The 20,447-nt window shown below is 40.7% G+C and carries 17 protein-coding genes and 1 riboswitch; of the genes, 10 read left to right on the forward strand and 7 right to left on the reverse strand.

Going from position 1 to position 20,447, the window contains the following annotated elements:
• Window positions 1-56 precede the first annotated feature (56 nt).
• The 5 genes from luxQ to BS333_RS18865 all read right to left on the reverse strand — a co-directional run bounded on the left by luxQ (window position 57) and on the right by BS333_RS18865 (window position 5,695).
• On the reverse strand, window positions 57-2,639 hold the full coding sequence (gene luxQ, locus BS333_RS18840; RefSeq protein WP_021711448.1) for a quorum-sensing autoinducer 2 sensor kinase/phosphatase LuxQ: 2,583 nt from the start codon (window positions 2,637-2,639) through the stop codon (window positions 57-59).
• Window positions 2,639-3,742 (reverse strand): autoinducer 2-binding periplasmic protein LuxP, encoded by a 1,104-nt coding sequence (locus tag BS333_RS18845; protein ID WP_021711447.1) that lies wholly within the window; start codon window positions 3,740-3,742, stop codon window positions 2,639-2,641. Before BS333_RS18845 ends, luxQ begins: the two co-directional genes overlap by 1 nt.
• Window positions 3,743-4,402: 660 nt before the next feature.
• Window positions 4,403-4,756: a GIY-YIG nuclease family protein gene (locus tag BS333_RS18855; protein WP_050568014.1), complete on the reverse strand. Its 354-nt coding sequence runs from the start codon at window positions 4,754-4,756 to the stop codon at window positions 4,403-4,405.
• Complete coding sequence (locus BS333_RS18860; protein ID WP_021711769.1) at window positions 4,753-5,409, reverse strand: YceH family protein; 657 nt, start codon at window positions 5,407-5,409, stop codon at window positions 4,753-4,755. Before BS333_RS18860 ends, BS333_RS18855 begins: the two co-directional genes overlap by 4 nt.
• Window positions 5,410-5,479: 70 nt before the next feature.
• Window positions 5,480-5,695, reverse strand: a complete 216-nt coding sequence (locus BS333_RS18865) for a hypothetical protein (RefSeq protein WP_050568015.1) — start codon at window positions 5,693-5,695, stop codon at window positions 5,480-5,482.
• Between the two features lie 184 nt (window positions 5,696-5,879).
• Between BS333_RS18865 and BS333_RS18870 the strand changes: the two genes are divergently transcribed.
• The 4 genes from BS333_RS18870 to BS333_RS18885 all read left to right on the forward strand — a co-directional run bounded on the left by BS333_RS18870 (window position 5,880) and on the right by BS333_RS18885 (window position 10,162).
• Window positions 5,880-6,242, forward strand: a complete 363-nt coding sequence (locus tag BS333_RS18870) for a DUF496 family protein (protein ID WP_255209443.1) — start codon at window positions 5,880-5,882, stop codon at window positions 6,240-6,242.
• 157 nt (window positions 6,243-6,399) lie between these two features.
• Window positions 6,400-7,731 carry an MATE family efflux transporter gene (locus BS333_RS18875; protein ID WP_021711766.1) on the forward strand — a complete coding sequence of 444 codons (1,332 nt, stop codon included), beginning with the start codon at window positions 6,400-6,402 and terminating at the stop codon, window positions 7,729-7,731.
• 503 nt (window positions 7,732-8,234) lie between these two features.
• Window positions 8,235-9,668, forward strand: a complete 1,434-nt coding sequence (locus BS333_RS18880) for a glyceraldehyde-3-phosphate dehydrogenase (protein WP_021711765.1) — start codon at window positions 8,235-8,237, stop codon at window positions 9,666-9,668.
• A gap of 284 nt (window positions 9,669-9,952) precedes the next feature.
• A complete protein-coding gene (locus tag BS333_RS18885; RefSeq protein WP_021711764.1) occupies window positions 9,953-10,162 on the forward strand; it encodes an FxsA family protein in 210 nt (69 codons plus the stop codon).
• Window positions 10,163-10,227: 65 nt separating this feature from the next.
• Here the strand turns inward: BS333_RS18885 and BS333_RS18890 are convergent, their stop codons facing one another.
• Window positions 10,228-10,878, reverse strand: coding sequence for a YoaK family protein (locus BS333_RS18890; RefSeq protein WP_021711763.1), 651 nt, complete (start codon window positions 10,876-10,878; stop codon window positions 10,228-10,230).
• A gap of 166 nt (window positions 10,879-11,044) precedes the next feature.
• Complete coding sequence (locus tag BS333_RS18895) at window positions 11,045-11,662, reverse strand: LysE family translocator (RefSeq protein ID WP_033004513.1); 618 nt, start codon at window positions 11,660-11,662, stop codon at window positions 11,045-11,047.
• A gap of 282 nt (window positions 11,663-11,944) precedes the next feature.
• On the opposite strand from BS333_RS18895, the gene BS333_RS18900 reads away from it, so the two are divergent.
• The 6 genes from BS333_RS18900 (at window position 11,945) to ribB (ending at window position 20,399) form a co-directional block, all read left to right on the forward strand.
• Entirely contained in the window at window positions 11,945-13,285 is a 1,341-nt protein-coding gene (locus BS333_RS18900) for an ABC1 kinase family protein (protein WP_021711761.1), read from the forward strand.
• A 540-nt stretch (window positions 13,286-13,825) separates the two neighbouring features.
• Entirely contained in the window at window positions 13,826-15,091 is a 1,266-nt protein-coding gene (gene codB, locus BS333_RS18905) for a cytosine permease (protein ID WP_021711760.1), read from the forward strand.
• A 691-nt stretch (window positions 15,092-15,782) separates the two neighbouring features.
• On the forward strand, window positions 15,783-16,517 hold the full coding sequence (locus BS333_RS18915) for a helix-turn-helix domain-containing protein (RefSeq protein ID WP_021711816.1): 735 nt from the start codon (window positions 15,783-15,785) through the stop codon (window positions 16,515-16,517).
• Window positions 16,518-16,689: 172 nt separating this feature from the next.
• Window positions 16,690-18,555, forward strand: coding sequence for an MFS transporter (locus tag BS333_RS18920; protein ID WP_021711815.1), 1,866 nt, complete (start codon window positions 16,690-16,692; stop codon window positions 18,553-18,555).
• A 149-nt stretch (window positions 18,556-18,704) separates the two neighbouring features.
• Complete coding sequence (locus tag BS333_RS18925; protein WP_021711814.1) at window positions 18,705-19,319, forward strand: lipase family alpha/beta hydrolase; 615 nt, start codon at window positions 18,705-18,707, stop codon at window positions 19,317-19,319.
• Window positions 19,320-19,442: 123 nt separating this feature from the next.
• Window positions 19,443-19,583, forward strand: a riboswitch (FMN riboswitch).
• A gap of 159 nt (window positions 19,584-19,742) precedes the next feature.
• The gene (ribB, locus tag BS333_RS18930; protein ID WP_021711813.1) at window positions 19,743-20,399 is read left to right on the forward strand and encodes a 3,4-dihydroxy-2-butanone-4-phosphate synthase; all 657 of its coding nucleotides are present in this window, start codon (window positions 19,743-19,745) and stop codon (window positions 20,397-20,399) included.
• The last annotated feature ends 48 nt before the right edge of the window (window positions 20,400-20,447 follow it).

Consider the following 20,447-nt stretch of genomic DNA (forward strand, 5'->3'; position numbering starts at 1 on the left):
CTAATAACCCTCATTTCTAACGGAGCTAATTCACAGCTCCGTTTTCTTTTCTATAGTTACTGTATTTGATCTGGCGGCGTTTCTTCAAAAAAACGTTGCTTAAAGTCAACAAACGCTTCATGAAACGCATTTTCTTTAATTGGCTTCAATAATACGTAATTAGCACCAGCAGCAATAAAGGCATCATTGGTTTCCTTGGCAGTATCTGCAGTACAAGCATAGATGGGTGTAGTTAAACCTAGCTCTTGACGTATCTCACGGGTAGTCTCAATTCCCCCTAAATGAGGCAATTGGTTATCCATTAAAATTAAATCATAATGTTGATTGATTAAGTGACCAATCGCTTCTAAGCCATCTTTAACCCATTCAACTTGCATTTTGTATTTCTTACAAAATGCTTGAAGAATAAACGCATTGGTATGGTTGTCTTCAACTAAAAGCACCTTCAAGCTTCTATTAAATAACTGTTCTGGTTTCACCCGTTGGCTAGTACTCATTACTCTTTGACTTCGCTGACAGTCTTTCACTGGTAAGGTTACAACAAACGTCGTGCCTGTCCCTTTACAACTTTGGACTTGAACATCTCCCTCTAGCATCTCTACGAGGTTTTTTACAATAGTGAGGCCAAGTCCACTGCCGCCGTATTCTCGAGTTGTTGTTGCTTCTTCTTGAACAAAAGGATCAAACATTTGATCAATTTTATCCGTGTCAATCCCTATCCCAGTATCGGTAATTTCAACCACTAAAATACTGTTGTTTGAACGATCGCAATGTTCAAGTTCGGTATGAATGTGAATGCTTCCGTTTGGCGTAAACTTCACTGCATTGCTGACTAAGTTGAATAAAATTTGGTTCAAACGAACTTGGTCTGTAAAGATTTCAATGTTGGGGTCAAGCTCATTATCAATAATCAGATCTACCTGCTTATTTTTACAAATGGGCCCATAAATATTTTCCAAGGTTCGTATCGTATCGCTAAAAGAAAATGGGTGTTTATGAATGTTAAACTTCCCTTGCTCAATTTTTGAGAAGTCCAAGATATCATTCAGCACTGACAGTAAATGTTCACCGCTATGACGAAGCACATCAATTTGATTTTTTTGTTCCTCATCATTAGTCGAATCTTGAAGCAATTGAGCCACACCCAGTATCCCATTAATAGGCGTACGTATCTCATGACTCATCTTTGCAAGAAAGTCAGCTCGAGCTTGTGCCGATTGCTCCGCTTCTCTTCGTGCTAAGTTACTTTGCTTCTCTGCTTCAATGAGTGTGGTAATATCTTGACCTTGGACAATGATGCCACTGATCATGCCATCAACTCTGATCGGTGATAGATTCCAACGATAAATTTTATTACCAATAGGTACATTAACACCTGTCAGTGTTGCTCCTTGCGAAGCCATCTTAAGGTGAGGCGTTAACATTTCTTTAAAATTATCGAGTAAAGAAGGCTGCCCTTCCTCAAGTACAAGAGCCTTTCTAGCAGCAGGGTTCATCTGTATGAGTATGCCTGCTTCTGACCAAACCATAATGGGAGATAGCGCAAAGTTAAAGAGGTCACGAAATGATTTTTTCTGCGCTTCAAGTTCTTCAAAAGTATTTTCTAATGTCGAACCAATATGATCGAACTCGACAATATCGGAGCCTTCAAAACGTTCAAAACCCGTTTCCTCTCTTGCAGAACGTGTGTAAGACATCAGTGAGTCTAATTGACCTGATACTTTGCTTTCTATCCACTCTTTGGTCATTAAAGCAATCATAATCATACCAATGATCGATGAGAGCATGGCCAAAAGATGCTGAATTTGGAGTGTTACAACACTTTGATTATCTTGTACAGTCAATAGACGCAACGATGTTGCAACAGAGTTTAATTCTATTGGTGTCTCTATCACCAATAGTTTATCCAGCTTTTGTTGAGTATTCTTGCGTTCTATTACCTCATAGACATCATAAGGTTCATCACTAGACAAAGAATTAGCAAAAGGAACATCATCTTCGACTAGCACGACGTTATCGACGTTGCTTTCACGTCTTAACTTTTCCATCATCACAAAGTTGTTATCGAGTACCACGGCGTTAAAGGAGAAGCCCAGTACCTGCCCAGCAGCAGGAGAAATAACAGGAACCCGTCGAATCAAGATGTGTTTTGGACCAATGTTTGAGGTAACAGTTACGTAGTACCAATTGTTGCTAAAGGCAACTTTATCCACTAGAGTTTTGAGTTTTTCTGCGTTGAGGCCGTAAAAACTTGAGTTTCCATCATCCCATATTATTTCACGATGATCGGTTAAAAAACGAAATTCCGGAGTATGTGATGGATCACTTTGGTCCAAGCCAAGGAAATAATAGTTAAGTGCCTCTTCGTCGCGATTATCATAGAAATCACGAATCACTTTACTTTTGGAATTGCTGTCATGATGGATTTGAATCGCTGAAAAGTGGCTATTGTAGATATTATGAATCAGAGCAGAAGTCTGTTGCTTTGTTCTATCGACTTCATGCCAAATGATTTGCTTAGAAAAGTAGTAGCTTTGTATAAATATCCCCAAAATAATCGGGGCAAGAACCAAGATAATAATTTTTGTTATAAGCGTCGCAAGGGAGCGACGCCTTTTAGTATGTTGCTTTACTGCCATCAATGATCTGAGTACCTAAATGCCCGTTTTTTCAGTTCTTCAATTCTTTGCGGTGAGTCTTCTTTCGTCACAACTTCAAAGTCTCCTGAGTAAACCGTTGGAACAGGTTTACCTTCTAAATCCCACTTAATGGCTTCAGCCATAGCAATACCTGTGTCATCGTTCATACGCATCACGGTTATATCCAAGTCACCTTTTTGGATGGCTTCTAATTCTGCTGAGCCACCGCCCCAACCATTGATTAAAACATCTTTTCGTCCTAGCTCTTGCAATGCTTCTATCGCTCCTAGCGCAACATCGGTAGAACATGCATAGATAAAGTCAACATTTGGATATTGAGTGAGGCTCGCTTTTGCCGATTTATACCCAGATTCTTTCGTTGCTTTTGTATAGTACGCAGACTTAAGTTGAAATTTGTTATTTTTGTTGACCTGACGAATAAAAGTATCCCCTCTTACATCACTGATGTAACCTTCGGAGAAGTATAAAACACTATAAGACGTATTTTCAGGAAAACGATGACCTAGCTCCTCGGCAAGCTTTCGGCTTCCCTCAGCATGATCAAAACCAACGTATAAAAACGGCTGATGTTTATGCCACTCGCGAACTGGCGTTGTGATATTTTGTAGGATCAACTTCGTGTCGGTTGAATCCAATACATGTTCAATAAACTTGCGGTGTCGCGTTGTATCCAGAGTAAAAATCAAATAATCGGATTTACTCTCTAATGCTTCCATCAATGACAGACTTTGTTGCTTCATATCCGAGTTAGGTCGTGTAAAAACCTGACTCAGTTGATAATTTACATTCAACTTGTCTAGCCGTTTTTCAAATGCAGCGATATTTCTCACCCAGTAATCCGAAACCTGTTGCCCAGGATAAACGACAGAAATTTTTATTGGTTTATCTTTACTGCGCATCAGAGGAGAAGGTCGATTACGAACCACTTCAGATAATGCATTCGTCAAGTTTTTTTGTTCAGGGAACTCGTTCAGGTAATCTTGATATGCCCAATAACCGTTAAGGACTTGCGAAGATTGTGAAACAGGAGAAACGACAAACCCTACTAGAGAGAGTATGGAGGACAGTAATGCTTTTTTCATCTGTTGCTCTTTATCATTATTATTGAGCCTTTGGCTCTAATCAAATACCCAGCCAAGTCATCCTTTACTCTACTCACTGATATTTCAATGTCTCTTGATGAGTCTGGCAAATCATTGTGCCAGTTCACATCATTAAGTAGTTGAAACAACGTCAGTCTTAAATCATCCTCTCCGTTTGTCTCAAATAAATAACATTCTATTTACTTGAGCAAATTGTCCGATATGATACCTAGCTGATTGTGAAAAAGCAGCCTAATAGGCACGCAGCAGACGAAAAAATAACAACTTTCCAACCCAGACAGCAAAATTAACCAAAAGAGCTGACCAATTACACACTATAAACCATGTACTTGTACCCAAGTGACTTCAATATATACCCAATTAACCTCAAGATGCTGTGTTCAGCGAGATGACTTTAGCTCTCGGGCGCGTGTTTTTATATACCCAAGTAACCTCAAGATGCTGCATTCAGCGAGATGACCTTAGCTCTCAGGCGCGGCAACGATTCGAAGATATAGTTGTTCTACATTGAGAATCGTTAACAAAGTCTGAGAGTTAAGGTCACTCGCCCTTTGGGAGCGTGTCACTGAGCCGACTTCTTGCGTCAAACAACTTGGAAATAGAATACTATTCCGCTTCGTTGTCTTCCTTGAATTCGGCTCAGTGACCTCGCTCTGAATCAAGCATCTTGAGGTTACTTGGGTATAAATTTGAGTAAGTGACTCGTCCATTGTCATCAATATGAATTATTGCTTCAGCACAGACCAATTGTTCTTTTTTTTGCTTACTCAACTTTTTGATGAAACATTCAACTTTCATTGCAATGCTTTTACTGCCAAAAGCACAAGACCACTCAAGTGTAAGTGGTCCTTTGCCTTTAAGTGCTTTCGCACCTTTACCTTCTTGGTGTACTCGGAATCGGCGTTTTACATCATTCGTCACACCGCAATACAAAGCATTATTTTTATTTCGGATTAAATAGGCATACCAGTTGACTTCTGTAGTATCCTTCATGAAAGTAAAAGAGTTACCCGTTCTTTCAAGGCTTCCACCTCTTTGCGCAAAGCAAAAACTTCCTCTTCTAGTTGATTTATGCGTTCCCCTTCCGCTGTTCCTTGAACCTGAGGAGCGAGATTAGACAGCTTATCAACTTCGACAGGCCCACAAAGCAAGTGCATGTAACGTGACTCTCTTTTACCGGCTTCACGAGGCAACTTAACCACATAAGCACCGCTCTCCTCACGCGCTAGTCGCTCTAAAATACTCTCAACCTCGCTCACGTCACTAAACGCGGCTAGACGAGTTGTACGAGTGCGAATTTCACCGGGTGTTTGAGCGCCTCGCAGTAACATACAACAGACAATGGCCTTTTCTTGTTCAGACAGCTGAACATCACCAAACTCGGTATTACAAAAACGATGTTGATATTTGCTGACACGACTATTAAATCCACTTTCATCACTGACTAAACGTCGCTCGATGAGTATATTAACAGCATCTAACACTTCAGCTTCAGACAAGCCCATCACAGGTTCACGATTACTTTTCTGGTTACAGGCATTCGTTAACGCATTGAGGCTTAATGGATACTGATCGGGTGTGGTGACTTCTTTTTCAATCAAACAGCCGATGACTCTAGCTTCAGTTGCTGTCAGTTCAATTTTCATCCTACATTTCCTTGATTATATTAAGGTCAATAAATCCTAGTGATTAAGGCGTTTTTGTAATCGCTGAAGCTTAATGTTCAGATAAAATCGATACCCTTGTCATTTGACCGCTTTCATCGATTATCACCACTTTCGAGCGGTTAAGTTCAACTTCGATGAGCTCAAGTTGCTCCCTTTCCTTGATGTAGGCAGCCTTTAGTCTTTTTACCATAGAAACCTCTTCTACATTATCAGCCAGAGGTTCCATCTGTTCATTTACGGTTCCAGAGTCCATTTCATACTTCATTCGTTGTCTGGCATAGTCTTGATAATATAGTGAAGATCTGACAATGACAACGCTTCGTTGTCTCCCTTGAAGGTAACTCCGCAACATCGCTCTGAATCAAGCATCTATGGCTCACTTGGACATAATCGCCGAATAAATGCCCAGATCTTTGTCTGCTTTGATCTAAAGACTGTTATGGCACGAAATGTTGTGCTTTAATCAGTTCAGAAATTGTCAAATTAGGAAAGAAACCATGAGTAGCGTATTTGAAATCGTGAACCAAGCTCGACGTAAAAACAAGCTGAAACGTGAACTGCTTGATAATGAGAAAAAAGTCCGCGATAACCGTAAACGTGTAGATCTACTTGAGAATCTGCTCGACTACATTAAACCAGAAATGACACATGATGAAATCCTAGTCATCATTAAGAACATGAAGGCAGATTACGAAGATCGCGTCGATGACCATATCATTAAGAGTGCTGAACTGTCTAAAGCCCGTCGTGATATCAGCCGTCGTATTAGAGAACTGACAGAAGAAGATAAACAAGTCAGCGGCAAAAAGTAATGAAGCCATTACAGGCTTAAAATTTCTCCCCGACTAAATAATTATTTATTCGGGGATTCCCTCCCCAAAAAATATCGACTGAAACGAGAGGATATTTTGTCACAGCGCAAGTCTGTGTGTACAATGAAGGCTTATTTTTAGATCTAGCAATATTATTATGTCTTCAGTCCAACCTTCTTCCACTTCGACTCTCACCAAACAATTATTTACCATGACATGGCCAATGTTATTTGGTGTCCTTTCTTTAATGAGCTTTCAACTGGTCGATAGCGCTTTTATTGGACAACTTGGTGTGCTCCCATTGGCCGTCCAGGGGTTCACTCTGCCGCTACAAATGGTCGTCATTGGGATGCAAGTTGGCCTAGGCATCGCCACAACAGCAGTCATTGCAAGAGCACTTGGCGCTAACCAACGTCGCTACGCAAATCAACTGGCAAGTCTTGTTCTTGTTATCGGCTCAACAGGTGTGGCCATATTTGGCTTAGTCCTCTGGTTATTACGAAACGTTATCCTATCCTTACTGGGAGCACCTGAGACCATCATGCCGATTATCGATAGCTATTGGCCTTGGTGGATACTCAGTGCTTGGGTTGGCGCTGTATTATATTTTTATTACAGTATTTGTCGTGCCAACGGAAATACTATGCTGCCCGGCACCATGATGATGGTAACCAGTGCAATTAATATGCTGCTTGATCCTTTATTTATCTTTACTTTTGATTTAGGTATTAATGGGGCGGCTATCGCTACTGCAGTTGCTTTTGGGACTGGTATATTGATTGTTGCACCTCGCGTACAAAAGAATCACTGGTGCCACTTTCAATGGCAAGATCTCAATATTATGAGCAGTATTCGGGCACTTGGTAATATCATGGGGCCAGCGATGGTGAGCCAGTTGTTACCTCCTTTGTCATCCATGCTTGCCACCAAATTAATTTCAGGGTTTGGCACTGCAGCCGTCGCATCTTGGGCGCTTGGCTCACGTTATGAGTTTTTTGCTATTGTTTCTGTTTTAGCGTTAACCATGTCGATGCCACCTATGATCGGCCGTTTGCTAGGTGCAAAAAATTACCGTGATATTCAATCTTTAGTTTCCATTGCGATAAAGTTTGTTCTAGGTTTTCAATTATTCATTGCCATCATTAGCTATTTTGCAGCGACGCCACTATCACTATTAATGACTGCAGACTTAAAAGTAGAACAAGTGTTAGAAATGCATTTAACGATTGTTCCGATCAGCTTGGGCTCTCTCGGTGTGTGTATGCTTATGGTGTCGGTATGCAATGCTCTTTGTCAACCATACAACGCACTGATTATTTCTGCATTGCGGCTGTTTGTTTTCTTTTTGCCATGTCTTTGGTTAGGAGCGTTGATAAGCGGAATTCAAGGCTTACTTATTGGTGCGAGTATTGGTAATATGCTTGCTGGCCTTTCTGCCTATCTCATTTATCGCTCGACCATCAATAAGTTAATTCATACCAATACCTAAGTCTGAGGGCTCAGGACACGCGTCTTTTATTGGGCATAAATATGTGACTGAACACAAATTTTCAACAACCTCCTTACTTCTTAAGTGCTCTATTCAGCTTATAGGAAAAAACAAATAGAGCGCTTCTTTCCTCTAAAGGATATCTTTGTTTCACTTCTGAGAAAAAAAAATCATTGATCACACTTTATTAAATAAAACCTGCCTATTTGACAACATTAATTCTAAAAGCAAACATTTCTTTCGAAAAATAAGTCATTTAAAAATGCTGCTGACTTGTATTAAACAATTATCGTTAAGGGATATAACCTAATTATTCTGCTTATCTTTGCAGAATTACACATCCTTTATTTTTCCTAGCAGAATAAGGGGACTCGACCTACAATCCGCCCGAAAAATATAAGTCAATTCAAAAATGACACATAACTGCTGTTTTAGCCCTACTTGTCAAGGTAGCGTCGCAAAGCAAGATCAGCCTACAATAAAAACGTGAAAGGTCAAAAACAATGAGTCCAGAGAAATATCATCAAGACTGGCAAATTAACCAAACGATTGCGGAGTCGATTTCCCCTCTGATTGGTCAGTTATATCGTGAAAAAGGTATCGAAATCATATTATTTGGAAAAACCCTGATTAACGCTACGACTATCGACATACTCAAAACTCACCGAATTGCCAAACGCTACACTGGTCACCCACTGCCCCTAGAGCAAACCATGCCAATCATCAAAGCATTGTGTGAGATGAATGTCGCTTCTTGCAGAGTTGATATCGGGCAAATGGCTGAAATGTATTGGAAAGACCATGAAGATGCCTCGGGGTTAGATGATTTCCTTCAAACGGCTTTGCTTGGTGCTCGCGATGAAGCCTCCCCTTTCCTTGCTAGAGACGTAGTTCTCTATGGTTTTGGGCGAATTGGACGACTTCTCACTCGCTTACTCGTTGAAAAAAGTGGGCCTGGTTATCCTTTACGACTTCGAGCGATTGTCGTTCGCGGTGGGAAAAAAGGGGATCTAGAAAAAAGAGCCAGTCTACTGCGCAGAGATTCCGTCCATGGCCAATTCAACGGCAGTATTATTGTCGACGAAAGCCGCAAAGCATTGATTGTTAACGGCAATTATATTCAGATCATTTACGCTAATAGTCCAAGTGATGTTGATTACTCGGTCCATGGTATCAATAATGCTTTGGTTGTAGACAACACCGGTGTTTGGCGAGATGCTGAAGGCTTAAGTCATCACTTAAATTGTAAAGGCGCAGAGAAAGTACTGTTGACCGCACCTGGCAAAGGTGAAATTAAAAATATTGTGTTTGGCGTCAATGAGTCCGTTATTGCCGAGGAAGACACCATTATTTCAGCTGCCAGCTGTACGACCAATGCCATTACTCCTGTATTAAAAGCATTGCATGATAAATACCAAGTTCTATCGGGCCATATTGAAACGGTACATTCGTACACCAACGACCAAAACCTCATTGATAATTTTCACTCAGGCGATCGTCGAGGCCGAAGTGCATCACTTAATATGGTATTGACCTCAACGGGTGCAGCAAAAGCCGTTGCCAAAGCGCTACCAGAACTTGCAGGTAAACTGACAGGTAATGCAATTAGAGTTCCGACACCTAATGTCTCCATGGCTGTAGCGAACTTAAACCTTGGTAGTGAGGTAGAACGAGAGACGCTAAATGAATACCTCAAAGAAATGGCTCTCAACTCCAACTTATCCGCCCAAATTGATTATACGGATTCAACCGAAATTGTCTCCAGTGACTTAGTGGGTTCTCGTCATGCAGGCGTGGTTGATGGTCAAGCAACGATTGCACAAGACAAACGTTGTGTGCTCTACATATGGTATGACAATGAGTTTGGTTACAGTTGCCAAGTGGTACACTGTATGGAACAAATGATGGGCGTTCGTTATCCAACTTTCCCGAAATAGGTCAACCTTGCTCCACAACGTTAACCATCTGGGATGATGAAAATTTCTCAACGTTTGTATTGAATGATAAGCGCTTGCGCGGTACTAATAAACCAAACTGAATTTTGCCCGATACCTATCTCGGGCTTTTTTTATGCACAGTTAAACCAGTGACCTCAATATGCTGGGTATATTCATGCTCTGTTCATATTCAGTGAGGTAAAGTGAATCTATAAACTCAACGCACTCATCTAAAACAACCATTTGGTGAGCGTTGAAGACAATAGTCAAAAGAGGGCGTTATTATGAATAGAATCATCGTTACTGTACTCGCTGTTATCACAGGCTTTTTAACGTTAGCATTTAGCCTACTTATCGCTATTCCACTGGCAATCGCCGCTCTTATCACTGGCAAACGCATTGAAAAAAAAGTCAAAAACATGCAAGAGCGTTATGAATTTGATACGAGTAAAGGGGATGCCATTGAAGGCGAATACGAAGAAGTTCATCGCTAATATTTTTCGCCGCACCTTAACTCAATGAGTGAGGTGTGGCATCTATTATTAAGAATTAGGGAGCATTAAGTATCAGGGAGCTCGTGTGTCCAATACAACATAAGCACAGCAAAAGTAGACAAAAAAATAGGCACCATAAGAGCAAAGTTCAACGGCATAGCCATTGCCTTAACCCCTGTAATACCACCTAAAAATATAGCAACCCACAAGAAAAATGAATGCTTCAAGTCACTGTCTTCACGCCTTCCCATCATCCATAATGCTAGAGAACGGCCAGTATTAACTAAAAAGCCAGTTGCAAACGTCAGAGGCGTGGCCTGCTTTATGGTGATTCGAAGTGCGATATTTTGAATGCCCATAGCGAAACTGAGTAACAGGTTCGTTACGATGGGCGGAGTAATATAAGTGATCAAAACCGTCACGGACAGTAACAACACAACAAGCAACATAATGATACAACGATAATAAGGAGTCGCACTTAAAGCGACCATTTCGCCACATAAAGCCCCAAATATAAAAAAGCAAATCACCCCTATGTAATACCAAACTCTGGGATCATTCGGCTCATTAAGCAAAATACCAACATGAGTAGTATTACCACTCATAAAAGAGACAAATAAACCGTTTTTCAGATGCAAAAAGCCGATTACATCCACTATTCCTGCAATAAAGAGTAGGAAAAACGGCATAAAAGCTAATAGTCTTTTTTTGTCCATGAGCGCCTTGTCGTCACAATACATATTCAATTGTCCACCTCACAGCAATGCACTAAAAGAAAAGACAGTTGATAAGAAGTTCATTGCCTATAAAAAGTTAATTGCATATCAGGATAGTCCAGTAATTCTGGTCGTGCCGATTGACGTTCGTAAAACAAAACAGAAATTACATATTCATTACGATCACTCGTATTGCGAGTAAAATCAGAATCACCCCTGTCAATTTATCGATCAAACCAGCTTTGGAACGTATTTTATCAACAACACGTACATCGGATAAAACCATTGTCACAAATGTGTACCACAAACCATCGATAAGAAATGGCAAAGAGACGATAGTAACTTTAACACCGATGGGGCTATCTAAAGAAATAAATTGACTAAATAAGGCAGTGAAGAATATGGCGATCTTAGGGCTTAAAATCGCCATAAAGAACCCTTCTCGTGCAGATTTCACAACAGATGTTGCTTGGCCTGACTCTAGTTTTTCAGATATCCCACCCTTAGAGCGTAAGGCATTGACACCTAAATAAACCAAATATAGAGCACCGAGAATTGTAATTGTCTTAAAAATAATTGGACTTTGGTGAAGTACTATTGCTAAACCAAGTAGAGTTAAACAAGCGTAAATTGCAATCCCCATGGCATGTGCCCAAGCGGTTGCCAAACCGTTAATACGCCCCCCAGATAAAGCATGTTTGGCGACAACAGCCAAGCTCGGACCAGGAGACATGGCTCCAAGTAAGCAAATTGCAAAAAGTGATATCAAATCAGAGAGTGTCATTTAATTTTACCTAAAAACATTGAATAAATTACAACCAATCTATTCAAAAAATTAATATACCCAAGTAACCTCGCTCTGAATCAAGCATCTTGAGGTCACTTTGGTATACATCTTGTGCATTATCATTAATTTACAACTAACATATTTAAAAAATAAGTTAAAGATTTATTATCCATTCAATATTGATTCATTTTGATTCCAGACGTTATTTTAAACGTACAAAACTTTTATCAGCACAAATCGGGCTCTATACCCAATTAAACTAAAAAAAGAGAACCACTTATGTCAACAAAAGAGAAAAGCTTACCGACAAATCAGGCGCTCAGGTTGGGTAAAATAGCCTCTCTAGCCACCCGTGTGGCAGGTAACATGCTTGCTGAGGGAACCAAACAAATTGTCAAAGGTAACAAGCCTAAAGCAAAAGATTTATTACTCACGCCACAAAATGTTACTCGCTTAACTGATCAGCTTGCAGATTTACGTGGTGCTGCGATGAAGCTAGGCCAGATGTTATCAATGGATGCAGGTGACTTACTGGCACCTGAACTTACAATGCTCCTTGCTCGCCTTCGTTCTAATGCAGACCCTATGCCTGCAAAGCAACTTAACCAGACTTTAGAGCAAGCTTTAGGCTCTGATTGGAAATCTGAGTTTTTATCATTCAACTTTAAACCTATGGCGAGTGCCTCTATAGGTCAAGTTCATCAAGCCTATAGTGACTCTGGTGAAAACCTCGCCGTGAAAGTGCAATATCCTGGTATCAAAAAAAGCATTAATAGTGACATCGATAATGTCGGCCTACTGCTTAAGATGGTTGGATTAATCCCAGAGTCGGTTGATGTTAAGGCCCTTCTCGAGGAAGCCAAAGTTCAATTGCATTATGAAGCTGATTATATTCGTGAAGCACAATTCATCCAGCGTTATAACGAGCTACTCCGCCCCTATTCACAGTTTTCGGTACCAAAAACTTACCCTCAGAGCTGTGGAGAGTCTGTCTTAACGATGTCATACATTGAGGGAATCGCAATAGAAGATGCTAACGAATACGATCAAGAAACACGAGATTTCATTATGTACAATCTCTTGCACCTCATGTTCCTTGAATTGTTTGAATTCAAAATCGTACAAACCGACCCTAATTTTGCCAACTATGTATTCAATCAAGATACTCGTCAAATCGGTTTATTGGATTTCGGCGCAACACGCGAATATAGTGACAATGTCAGTTTGGGATACCTCAACGCTTTTTCTTCCGTGATTAATCACGACGAGCAAGGCCTGAACCTCGCTTTGGAAAATATCGGTTTCTTCAGCCAAGAGATCCTTCCGACACAGCGTCAAGCCGTTCTCGAGTTAGTTAAGCTCGCGTGTGAACCTATGCTGACTAACGGGCCTTATGATTTTGGTAACAGCGAGCTTGCTCAGAAACTGCGTGATGCAAGTACCACATTGAGCATGGAAAAGGATTACTGGCATACTCCACCAGCCGATGCCTTATTTTTACACAGAAAAATTGCCGGTATGTACCTTCTTGCAGCGAGATTAGAAGCGAGAGTGGATGTGCGTGAATTGATTGACCCCTTCTTTTCATCGAAAGAAGAGAAACAACATATTTGCTCTTAAAAACAACACAATCACTAGCATTTTACTCTTTTTTGCACTTCGCAATTTCATTTTGCAAATAATTGCAGTGCTCAGTGATGCAAAGTGCTATGAAATGGTATATTTGTTGACTTAAAAAGTTGGCATACTATGTGCTTCATATTGAATGTGGTCCTTTTAAGCCAAAGGCCACCTAGCCAACTGACGTTGTTAGTGAATGTTTATTGTTCACAGTTATAGATGCCAATTGCTTTTTTTGCAATTGGCTTTTTTCTGCTCAATCCATGACCACTTTCCCGTTTTCTAATTACCCTCTTTCTAAAACTTTCGCTTAAATATCTAACGGTATTAAATGTACATACCCAAATATACCCAAGTGACCTCAAGATGCTTGATTCAGAGTGAGGTCAATGATTCGAATTCAAGGTACCAGGGAATAAAAGAGTAAATCATTAATAACCTTCTAAACAAATAAAAATATTGACTCTAGTCATGATACAAACATAATAATTTAATATTGTAGACTAATTTATATTAACTTAATTATAATTGGATTTTACCATGGCTAAAAATAATTATTATAACTTTGAGCCAGTTCCCAACTCTGAAAAGAAAGGCGTATTCACATTAACAATGATTATGCTAGGGCTTACTTTTTTTTCAGCAAGTATATGGGCAGGTAACACATTATTTGACAGCATGACTATTATCAATTTTTTTCTCTTAGTTTTAATTGGTAATATGTTTCTTGCCCTTTACGCCGCCGCTCTTGGCTATATTGGCGCATATACTGGTTTATCCACCTATATGCTTACACGCTTTTCATTCGGTAATCGAGGCTTTTGGTTGCCTTCTCTTGTTATTGGTATCACACAGATCGGGTGGTTCGGTATTGGTGTGGCGATATTTGCAGTTCCTATACACAGAGCGACTGGTATCGATCTTTATACATTACTCTTTGTTTCAGGGGTAGTGATGATCTCTACCGTCTACTTTGGTTTGTACTCCATTATGCTTTTAGCCGCAATTGCAGTACCAACCATCACTATCTTAGGGAGTTATTCAGTTGTCGATACAATGGGACACTTTGAAGGAATACTGACATTAAAAGGTAATTCATCCACTGAACACATTGATTTTTCAATTGCTCTTGCGACTGTTATCGGTTCTTTTATTGGTGCAGGCACCATGACGGCCGACTTCGTTCGGTACGGTAAGACCCCAAAGAGCTCCGTAATGATCACTTTTTTTGCTTTTTTTATCGGCAATTCTTTAATGTTTTTTTTCGGAGCGTTTGGCGATATGAATGGAAGTCTGAGTAGTATTTCTGATAAAGTGATCTCGCAAGGTATCTTTATTCCTGCAACGACTATCCTTATATTAAGTGTTTGGACAACGAATAATCATGCACTTTATTCATCAGGGCTTGCTTTTTCAACAATAACTGGAATACCAAACAAAATAATGTCTGTTATAAGTGGTTTAGTTGGTACTCTTTTCTCTCTTTGGTTATATGAGAGCTTTTTAGACTGGCTTGTTATCATCTCCTCTATTCTACCGAGTATTGGTGGCATTATTATTGCCGACTTTTTAATTAACCGTAAATATTACAGTAAGATTAATCAAGATCACTATCAACCAGTCATCAATTGGGCCAGCTTTATTGCTTTCTTTACAGGTGTGATATGTGCCTACTTCTTACCCGGCATTATGCCACTTAACTCACTCATTGCGAGCATCATGAGTTACGTAATTTGCAACTCTGTCTTTAATCAAACGACTTACTTGAAAGAATCCTTTGATAAACGTGAGGCTTTCAGACAGTGACTCAATCCAATGCATTTAGACGCCTTGCTTCAACACTAGGCACTCACACTAAACCGGCTAAACTTAATATGATAGACCTAAAATTAAACAATATCGCCTACTTGTTACTAAAAATGCTGCGCTACGTAACACTTTTTCAATAAACACACAAAACACCAATAGAATCAGTAAGAAACAATTGAACTAAAGCGTAACAAACATTAAAATTATCATCATAATGAGCTTTACAGTAAAGATAAGCTCAAAGGTTTACAACAATTTACTAACAACGTCAAAATCAACACCTAATAAATAACTATAATTAATCTACTAGAGCCAACAATTTACTGTTGGCTCTTTTTTTGCGTTTCATCGACTCAGTGGTAAGCTCCCAAAAAAGCGAGAGTTTTGAGTTTACTTGAGTATATACCCAAGTGACCTCAAGATGCTTGATTCAGAGCGAGGTCACTGGGTCGAATTCAAGGAAGACAACGAAGCGGGATAGTATTCTATCTCCAAGTTGTCTGACGCAAGAAGTCGGCTCAGTGACACGCTCCCAAAGGGCGAGTGACCTTAACTCTCAGACTTTGTTAACGATTCTCAATGTAGAGCTACTAAATCTTCGAATCGTTGCCGTGCCTGAGAGCTAAGGTCATCTCGCTGAACGCAGCATCTTGAGGTTACTTGGGTATATAAGAATAAGAGAGGTTTTATGTCTGACAGCCATATCGTGATCAAAGAGCTGAAACGCCAGCTCAAACACGCAAACATTCATTATTCAGATGTAGCACAACATTTAAATCTCAGTGAAGGTTCAGTCAAACGCCTTTTGGCGCAGGGAAGCCAAATTAGTTTAGACCGATTAGAACGTATGTGCCAATTGACAGGGCTCGATATGATCGAACTGATCAAGCTCTCAGCAGAACACAAAAAGGGGTTAGAGTTTCTCACCTTAGAGCAAGAGCAATGTTTAGTTGAGGACAAAGGATTATTGCTTGTCGCCGTCTGTGTTATCAACGGTTACCTTTTTGAAGAGATCATCGAGCAATATGCCTACAACGAAACGGAATTGATTCAAAAGTTAGCGGTTCTGGATAAACTTAACATCATAGAGTTGTTACCTAGTAACAAAATTCGCTTACGTATTTCCCCTACTTTCAAGTGGCAGCCCGGCGGTCCCATACAACACTTTTTTCAGCAACAGGTTCAGGAAGCTTTTTTCCAAAGCACTTTTTCCGGTGAAGACGAAAAACTGGCAATGGCAACGGGGCTAATGAGTTTACCGTCAAACAAAAAAATTCAGCAAAAGTTACAAAAAGTCATCGATGAGTTTTATCAAACTTGCCGTGAGGATGGCACCCTAGAGATGGATGAAAAACATGGTACATCATTAATTTTAGCCATGCGACGCTGGACTTTCCCTCTATTTAGTGGATGGGAGCGATAAAACACCGACAGCAATAAAAGTGACTCAAGTGATCTAAAGTCACCCCAAAAGTAACACTATAAGTTACTTGATGTCACATACAGCTAGACTCGACCACTAAGACTGGTTTGACTGGCGATAATGCCTATATACTCAATTATCGCATTGAAAAATATGTTAAGCCGGAGCCTATATGTTATTCACCAAACGCTTTTTCCCTTACTTCGTAACCCAGAGTCTGGGGGCGTTGAACGATAACATCTATAAAAACCTACTCTTATTGATGGTTACGTATCAATATATTGATCACTTACCCATGCCCGTTGACATGTTCGTTAATTTAGCTGCGGGGCTTTTTATTCTGCCATTCTTTTTATTCTCAGCTCATGCTGGTGCTGTTGCTGACAATATGGACAAAGCTAAGCTGATTCAACGCCTAAAAATTCTAGAGCTCCTGATTATGTTGTGTGCTGCCGCTGCCATAACGATGCAAAATGCTATCTTGATGCTAATGCTATTATTTATGACAGGGACTCAATCTGCCTACTTTGGTCCAGTTAAATACGCTCTTTTACCTCAAGCCTTAAAGCCGGATGAATTGGTGCAAGGTAATGCCTGGGTTGAAGTCGGTACCTTCCTATCTATTCTTACAGGTACATTAAGCGCAGGTCTACTTTTAACCAGCGATAAGGGGTTATTAATAGCATCAGTGCTCGTAGTGTTGCTATCCTTCCTGGGTTTGATCAGTAGTTTTAACATTCCTTCTCTACCGTCTAAAACTCATGAGAAAGTTAAATTCGAGCCAATTACAGGTCTGAAAGAAACCCTTAGAGTAGCCAAAAAGCAACGTGGTATTTGGATGTCAATATTAGCCATCAGTTGGTTTTGGTTTATGGGTGCCACTTACCTGACTCAATTCCCAAACTTTGCCCGTGAACATTTGTTTGCTGACAGTACTGTGGTCTCTTTATTGCTGGCTCTTTTTTCAGTTGGTATTGCTTCAGGCTCTTGGCTATGTAGCAAACTGTCATTCAATCAAGTTGAATTGGGCATACTGCCTTTTGGCGTGCTTGGATTAACATTATTTAGTGCTGACTTGTTATGGGCTGTTCCTGATATGGCCAGCTTTCCTAATCATTATTACAATCTACAAAGCTTCGTCAGCCAATCCGAGCACTTTAGAGTGATGTTCGATCTCTTTTTGATTGGTGTGAGTGGCGGTGTATTTATTGTCCCACTTTATTCTTTCATTCAGTCTCGTTCTGAAGGTGATGAATGTGCGCGCTCAATTGCTGCGAATAACATCATGAACGCTCTATTTATGGTGGGCTCTTCTATTGTTTCAATTTTGGCTTTATCTATCTTTAATCTTTCGATTGTTGAGCTTTTTGCATTTATGGCAGCCGTTAACTTTATCGTTGCTATCTATGTGTACCAACAAGTACCTGAATTTACACAGCGTTTCATTAGCTACCTGCTCAGCCATGGGATGTATCGGGTAATCATCAGAGGACGTCAACACATACCACAACAAGGTGCAGCTCTTCTTGTTGCGAACCATGTTAGCTATGTAGATGCGCTGATCTTAATGGGCGCTTCTACCCGCCCCGTTCGATTCGTCATGGATAAATCAATCAGTGAGCTGCCTGTTTTGAAATATGTCTTCAGGCATGCAGGTGTCATCCCTATTTGTTCACCACGAAAATGTGCTGAAACGTATGAGGCTGCTTTCATTACCATCGAGCAAGCCCTACATAACGGTGAACTGGTATGTATTTTTCCTGAAGGTAAACTCACTACGGATGGTCAATTGAATGAGTTCAGGCCTGGCGTAGAGAAAATCCTCGCTCGCACTCCGGTACCCGTCATACCTGTTGCACTAAATGGATTGTGGGGCTCTTTTTTTAGTCATAAAAACGGACACGCTCTAACCTCACGCCCAACTCGCTTTTGGTCAAGAGTGGAAGTCAATATCGGTCAGATGCTTCAACCAGATCTGCTCACCAGAGATTCATTGCAACTTGAAGTACAACGTTTACGCTCGGATAAATTAATTTAATGGATTGACATTAACAGAATTGGCTTTCAACAGTGACTGCGGATAATTAAGTGTCTTCAGGGTGCTGTGCACAAGAACCAAGATCACCTCCCTAGCCTCATCTATTGTGCTCGGAGAGAGTGGCGAAGAAACGTCAGGAGACACATAGCTTGAGAATAATTATTTTACATGGACTCTACATGCATGGACTGGTTATGTTACCGCTAAGCCATCAATTACAAAAACTGGGTTATGACACTAAAATCATCAGCTACAATACTGTGTCCATTAATGAAGAAACCGTCTTTGAGCGCATCGACAAACAGCTAAAAGAAGGAACAGCCAATGTTCTCATTGGGCATAGTCTAGGTGGGCTCTTAATCAAACGCTATCTAGCTGCTAGAAAACCTTCGCTAGAAAGCATCTCTCATGTGATTACAATCGGTTCACCTCTTCAAGGCGCATCAATTGTTTCTCGTTTACAATCTCTCGGGCTCGGTATCTTTTTAGGTAACTCTCCTCATCATGGATTGAATGAACACCATGACCAGTGGCGATTCACTCAAAAACTTGGCAGCATCGCTGGCACTCGTGCTATTGGCGCGAGAAACGTATTTATACGTAATGATCAGGTCCGCTCAGATGGTACCGTCACCGTAAATGAAACTCGCTTAGATGGAATGCAAGATCATTTCGAAACACCTCATACTCATACAAGCCTGATATACAGCACTCAAGTGCCGAAGCAAATCGATCACTTTATACGAACCAACTGTTTCTTCTGATAGCGCGTTTTTTCATCAAGTAATACAGAAGCACTTTCCAAGTTGTAATGTAAACAGTAATATCCCTACTCTGACCACTTAAAACGTAGTCAGAGTGTATTTATGGCCATTGCGGCTACCATTAAATGTTCTCAGGGCGGGGCGAAACTCCCCACCGGCGGTATACTCTTTTTGAGTCAGCCCGCGAGCGCTCGATTTTCGAGGTCAGCAGATCTGGTGAGAAGCCAGAGCCGACGGTTACAGTCCGGATGAAAGAGAATAAGAGCACATCAGAGTCCCCCTACTAATCAAAGGGTTCTGGTGAGTTTCTTTATGGTTCACGTTCGCTACTAAGCATTACTAAGATAATCTCATCGAAAAATGCCGAACACCAACGATGTTCCCTCAGACCGCCCTGATTCTGGTGATAATTAGGAGTTAACCATGAATCAGTCATCACTTCTTGCCGAATTTGGCGATCCTGTTACGCGCGTTGAAAACGCTTTGATCGCACTAAAAGAAGGAAGAGGAGTATTACTTCTGGATGATGAGGATCGCGAGAATGAAGGCGATATCATCTACTCAGTTGAGCACTTAACCAATCAACAAATGGCCTTGATGATCCGTGAATGCAGCGGTATTGTCTGCCTATGTCTGACAGAAAGCCAAGCAGACAAACTCGAATTGCCCCCAATGGTAACCAACAATAACAGTGCTAACCAAACGGCGTTTACGGTTTCAATTGAAGCAAAACAAGGGGTAACAACAGGTGTGTCTGCAGCTGACCGTGTCACCACAATTAAAACAGCAGCCAATCCAAATGCCCAAGCCAGTGATCTAGCACGCCCCGGCCATGTCTTCCCGCTTCGTGCTCGTCCAGGTGGTGTCTTAGCCCGCCGAGGCCATACCGAAGGAACGATTGATCTTATGCAAATGGCTGGCCTGCAACCTGCTGGTGTTCTTTGTGAAGTCACGAACCCAGATGGCACCATGGCAAAAACACCTGAGATCGTAGCCTTTGGTCATCGACATAATATGCCTGTATTAACCATAGAAGATATGGTGATGTATCGTAATCAATACGATTTAAAATTGGCCTAACCTCTGAGGCTTTCCAAGCGCTAGACGCTTTCAAAACTCGAAGTTCCA

The sequence above is a fragment of the Vibrio azureus genome (genome assembly GCF_002849855.1).
Taxonomy (GTDB): Bacteria; Pseudomonadota; Gammaproteobacteria; order Enterobacterales; family Vibrionaceae; genus Vibrio; species Vibrio azureus.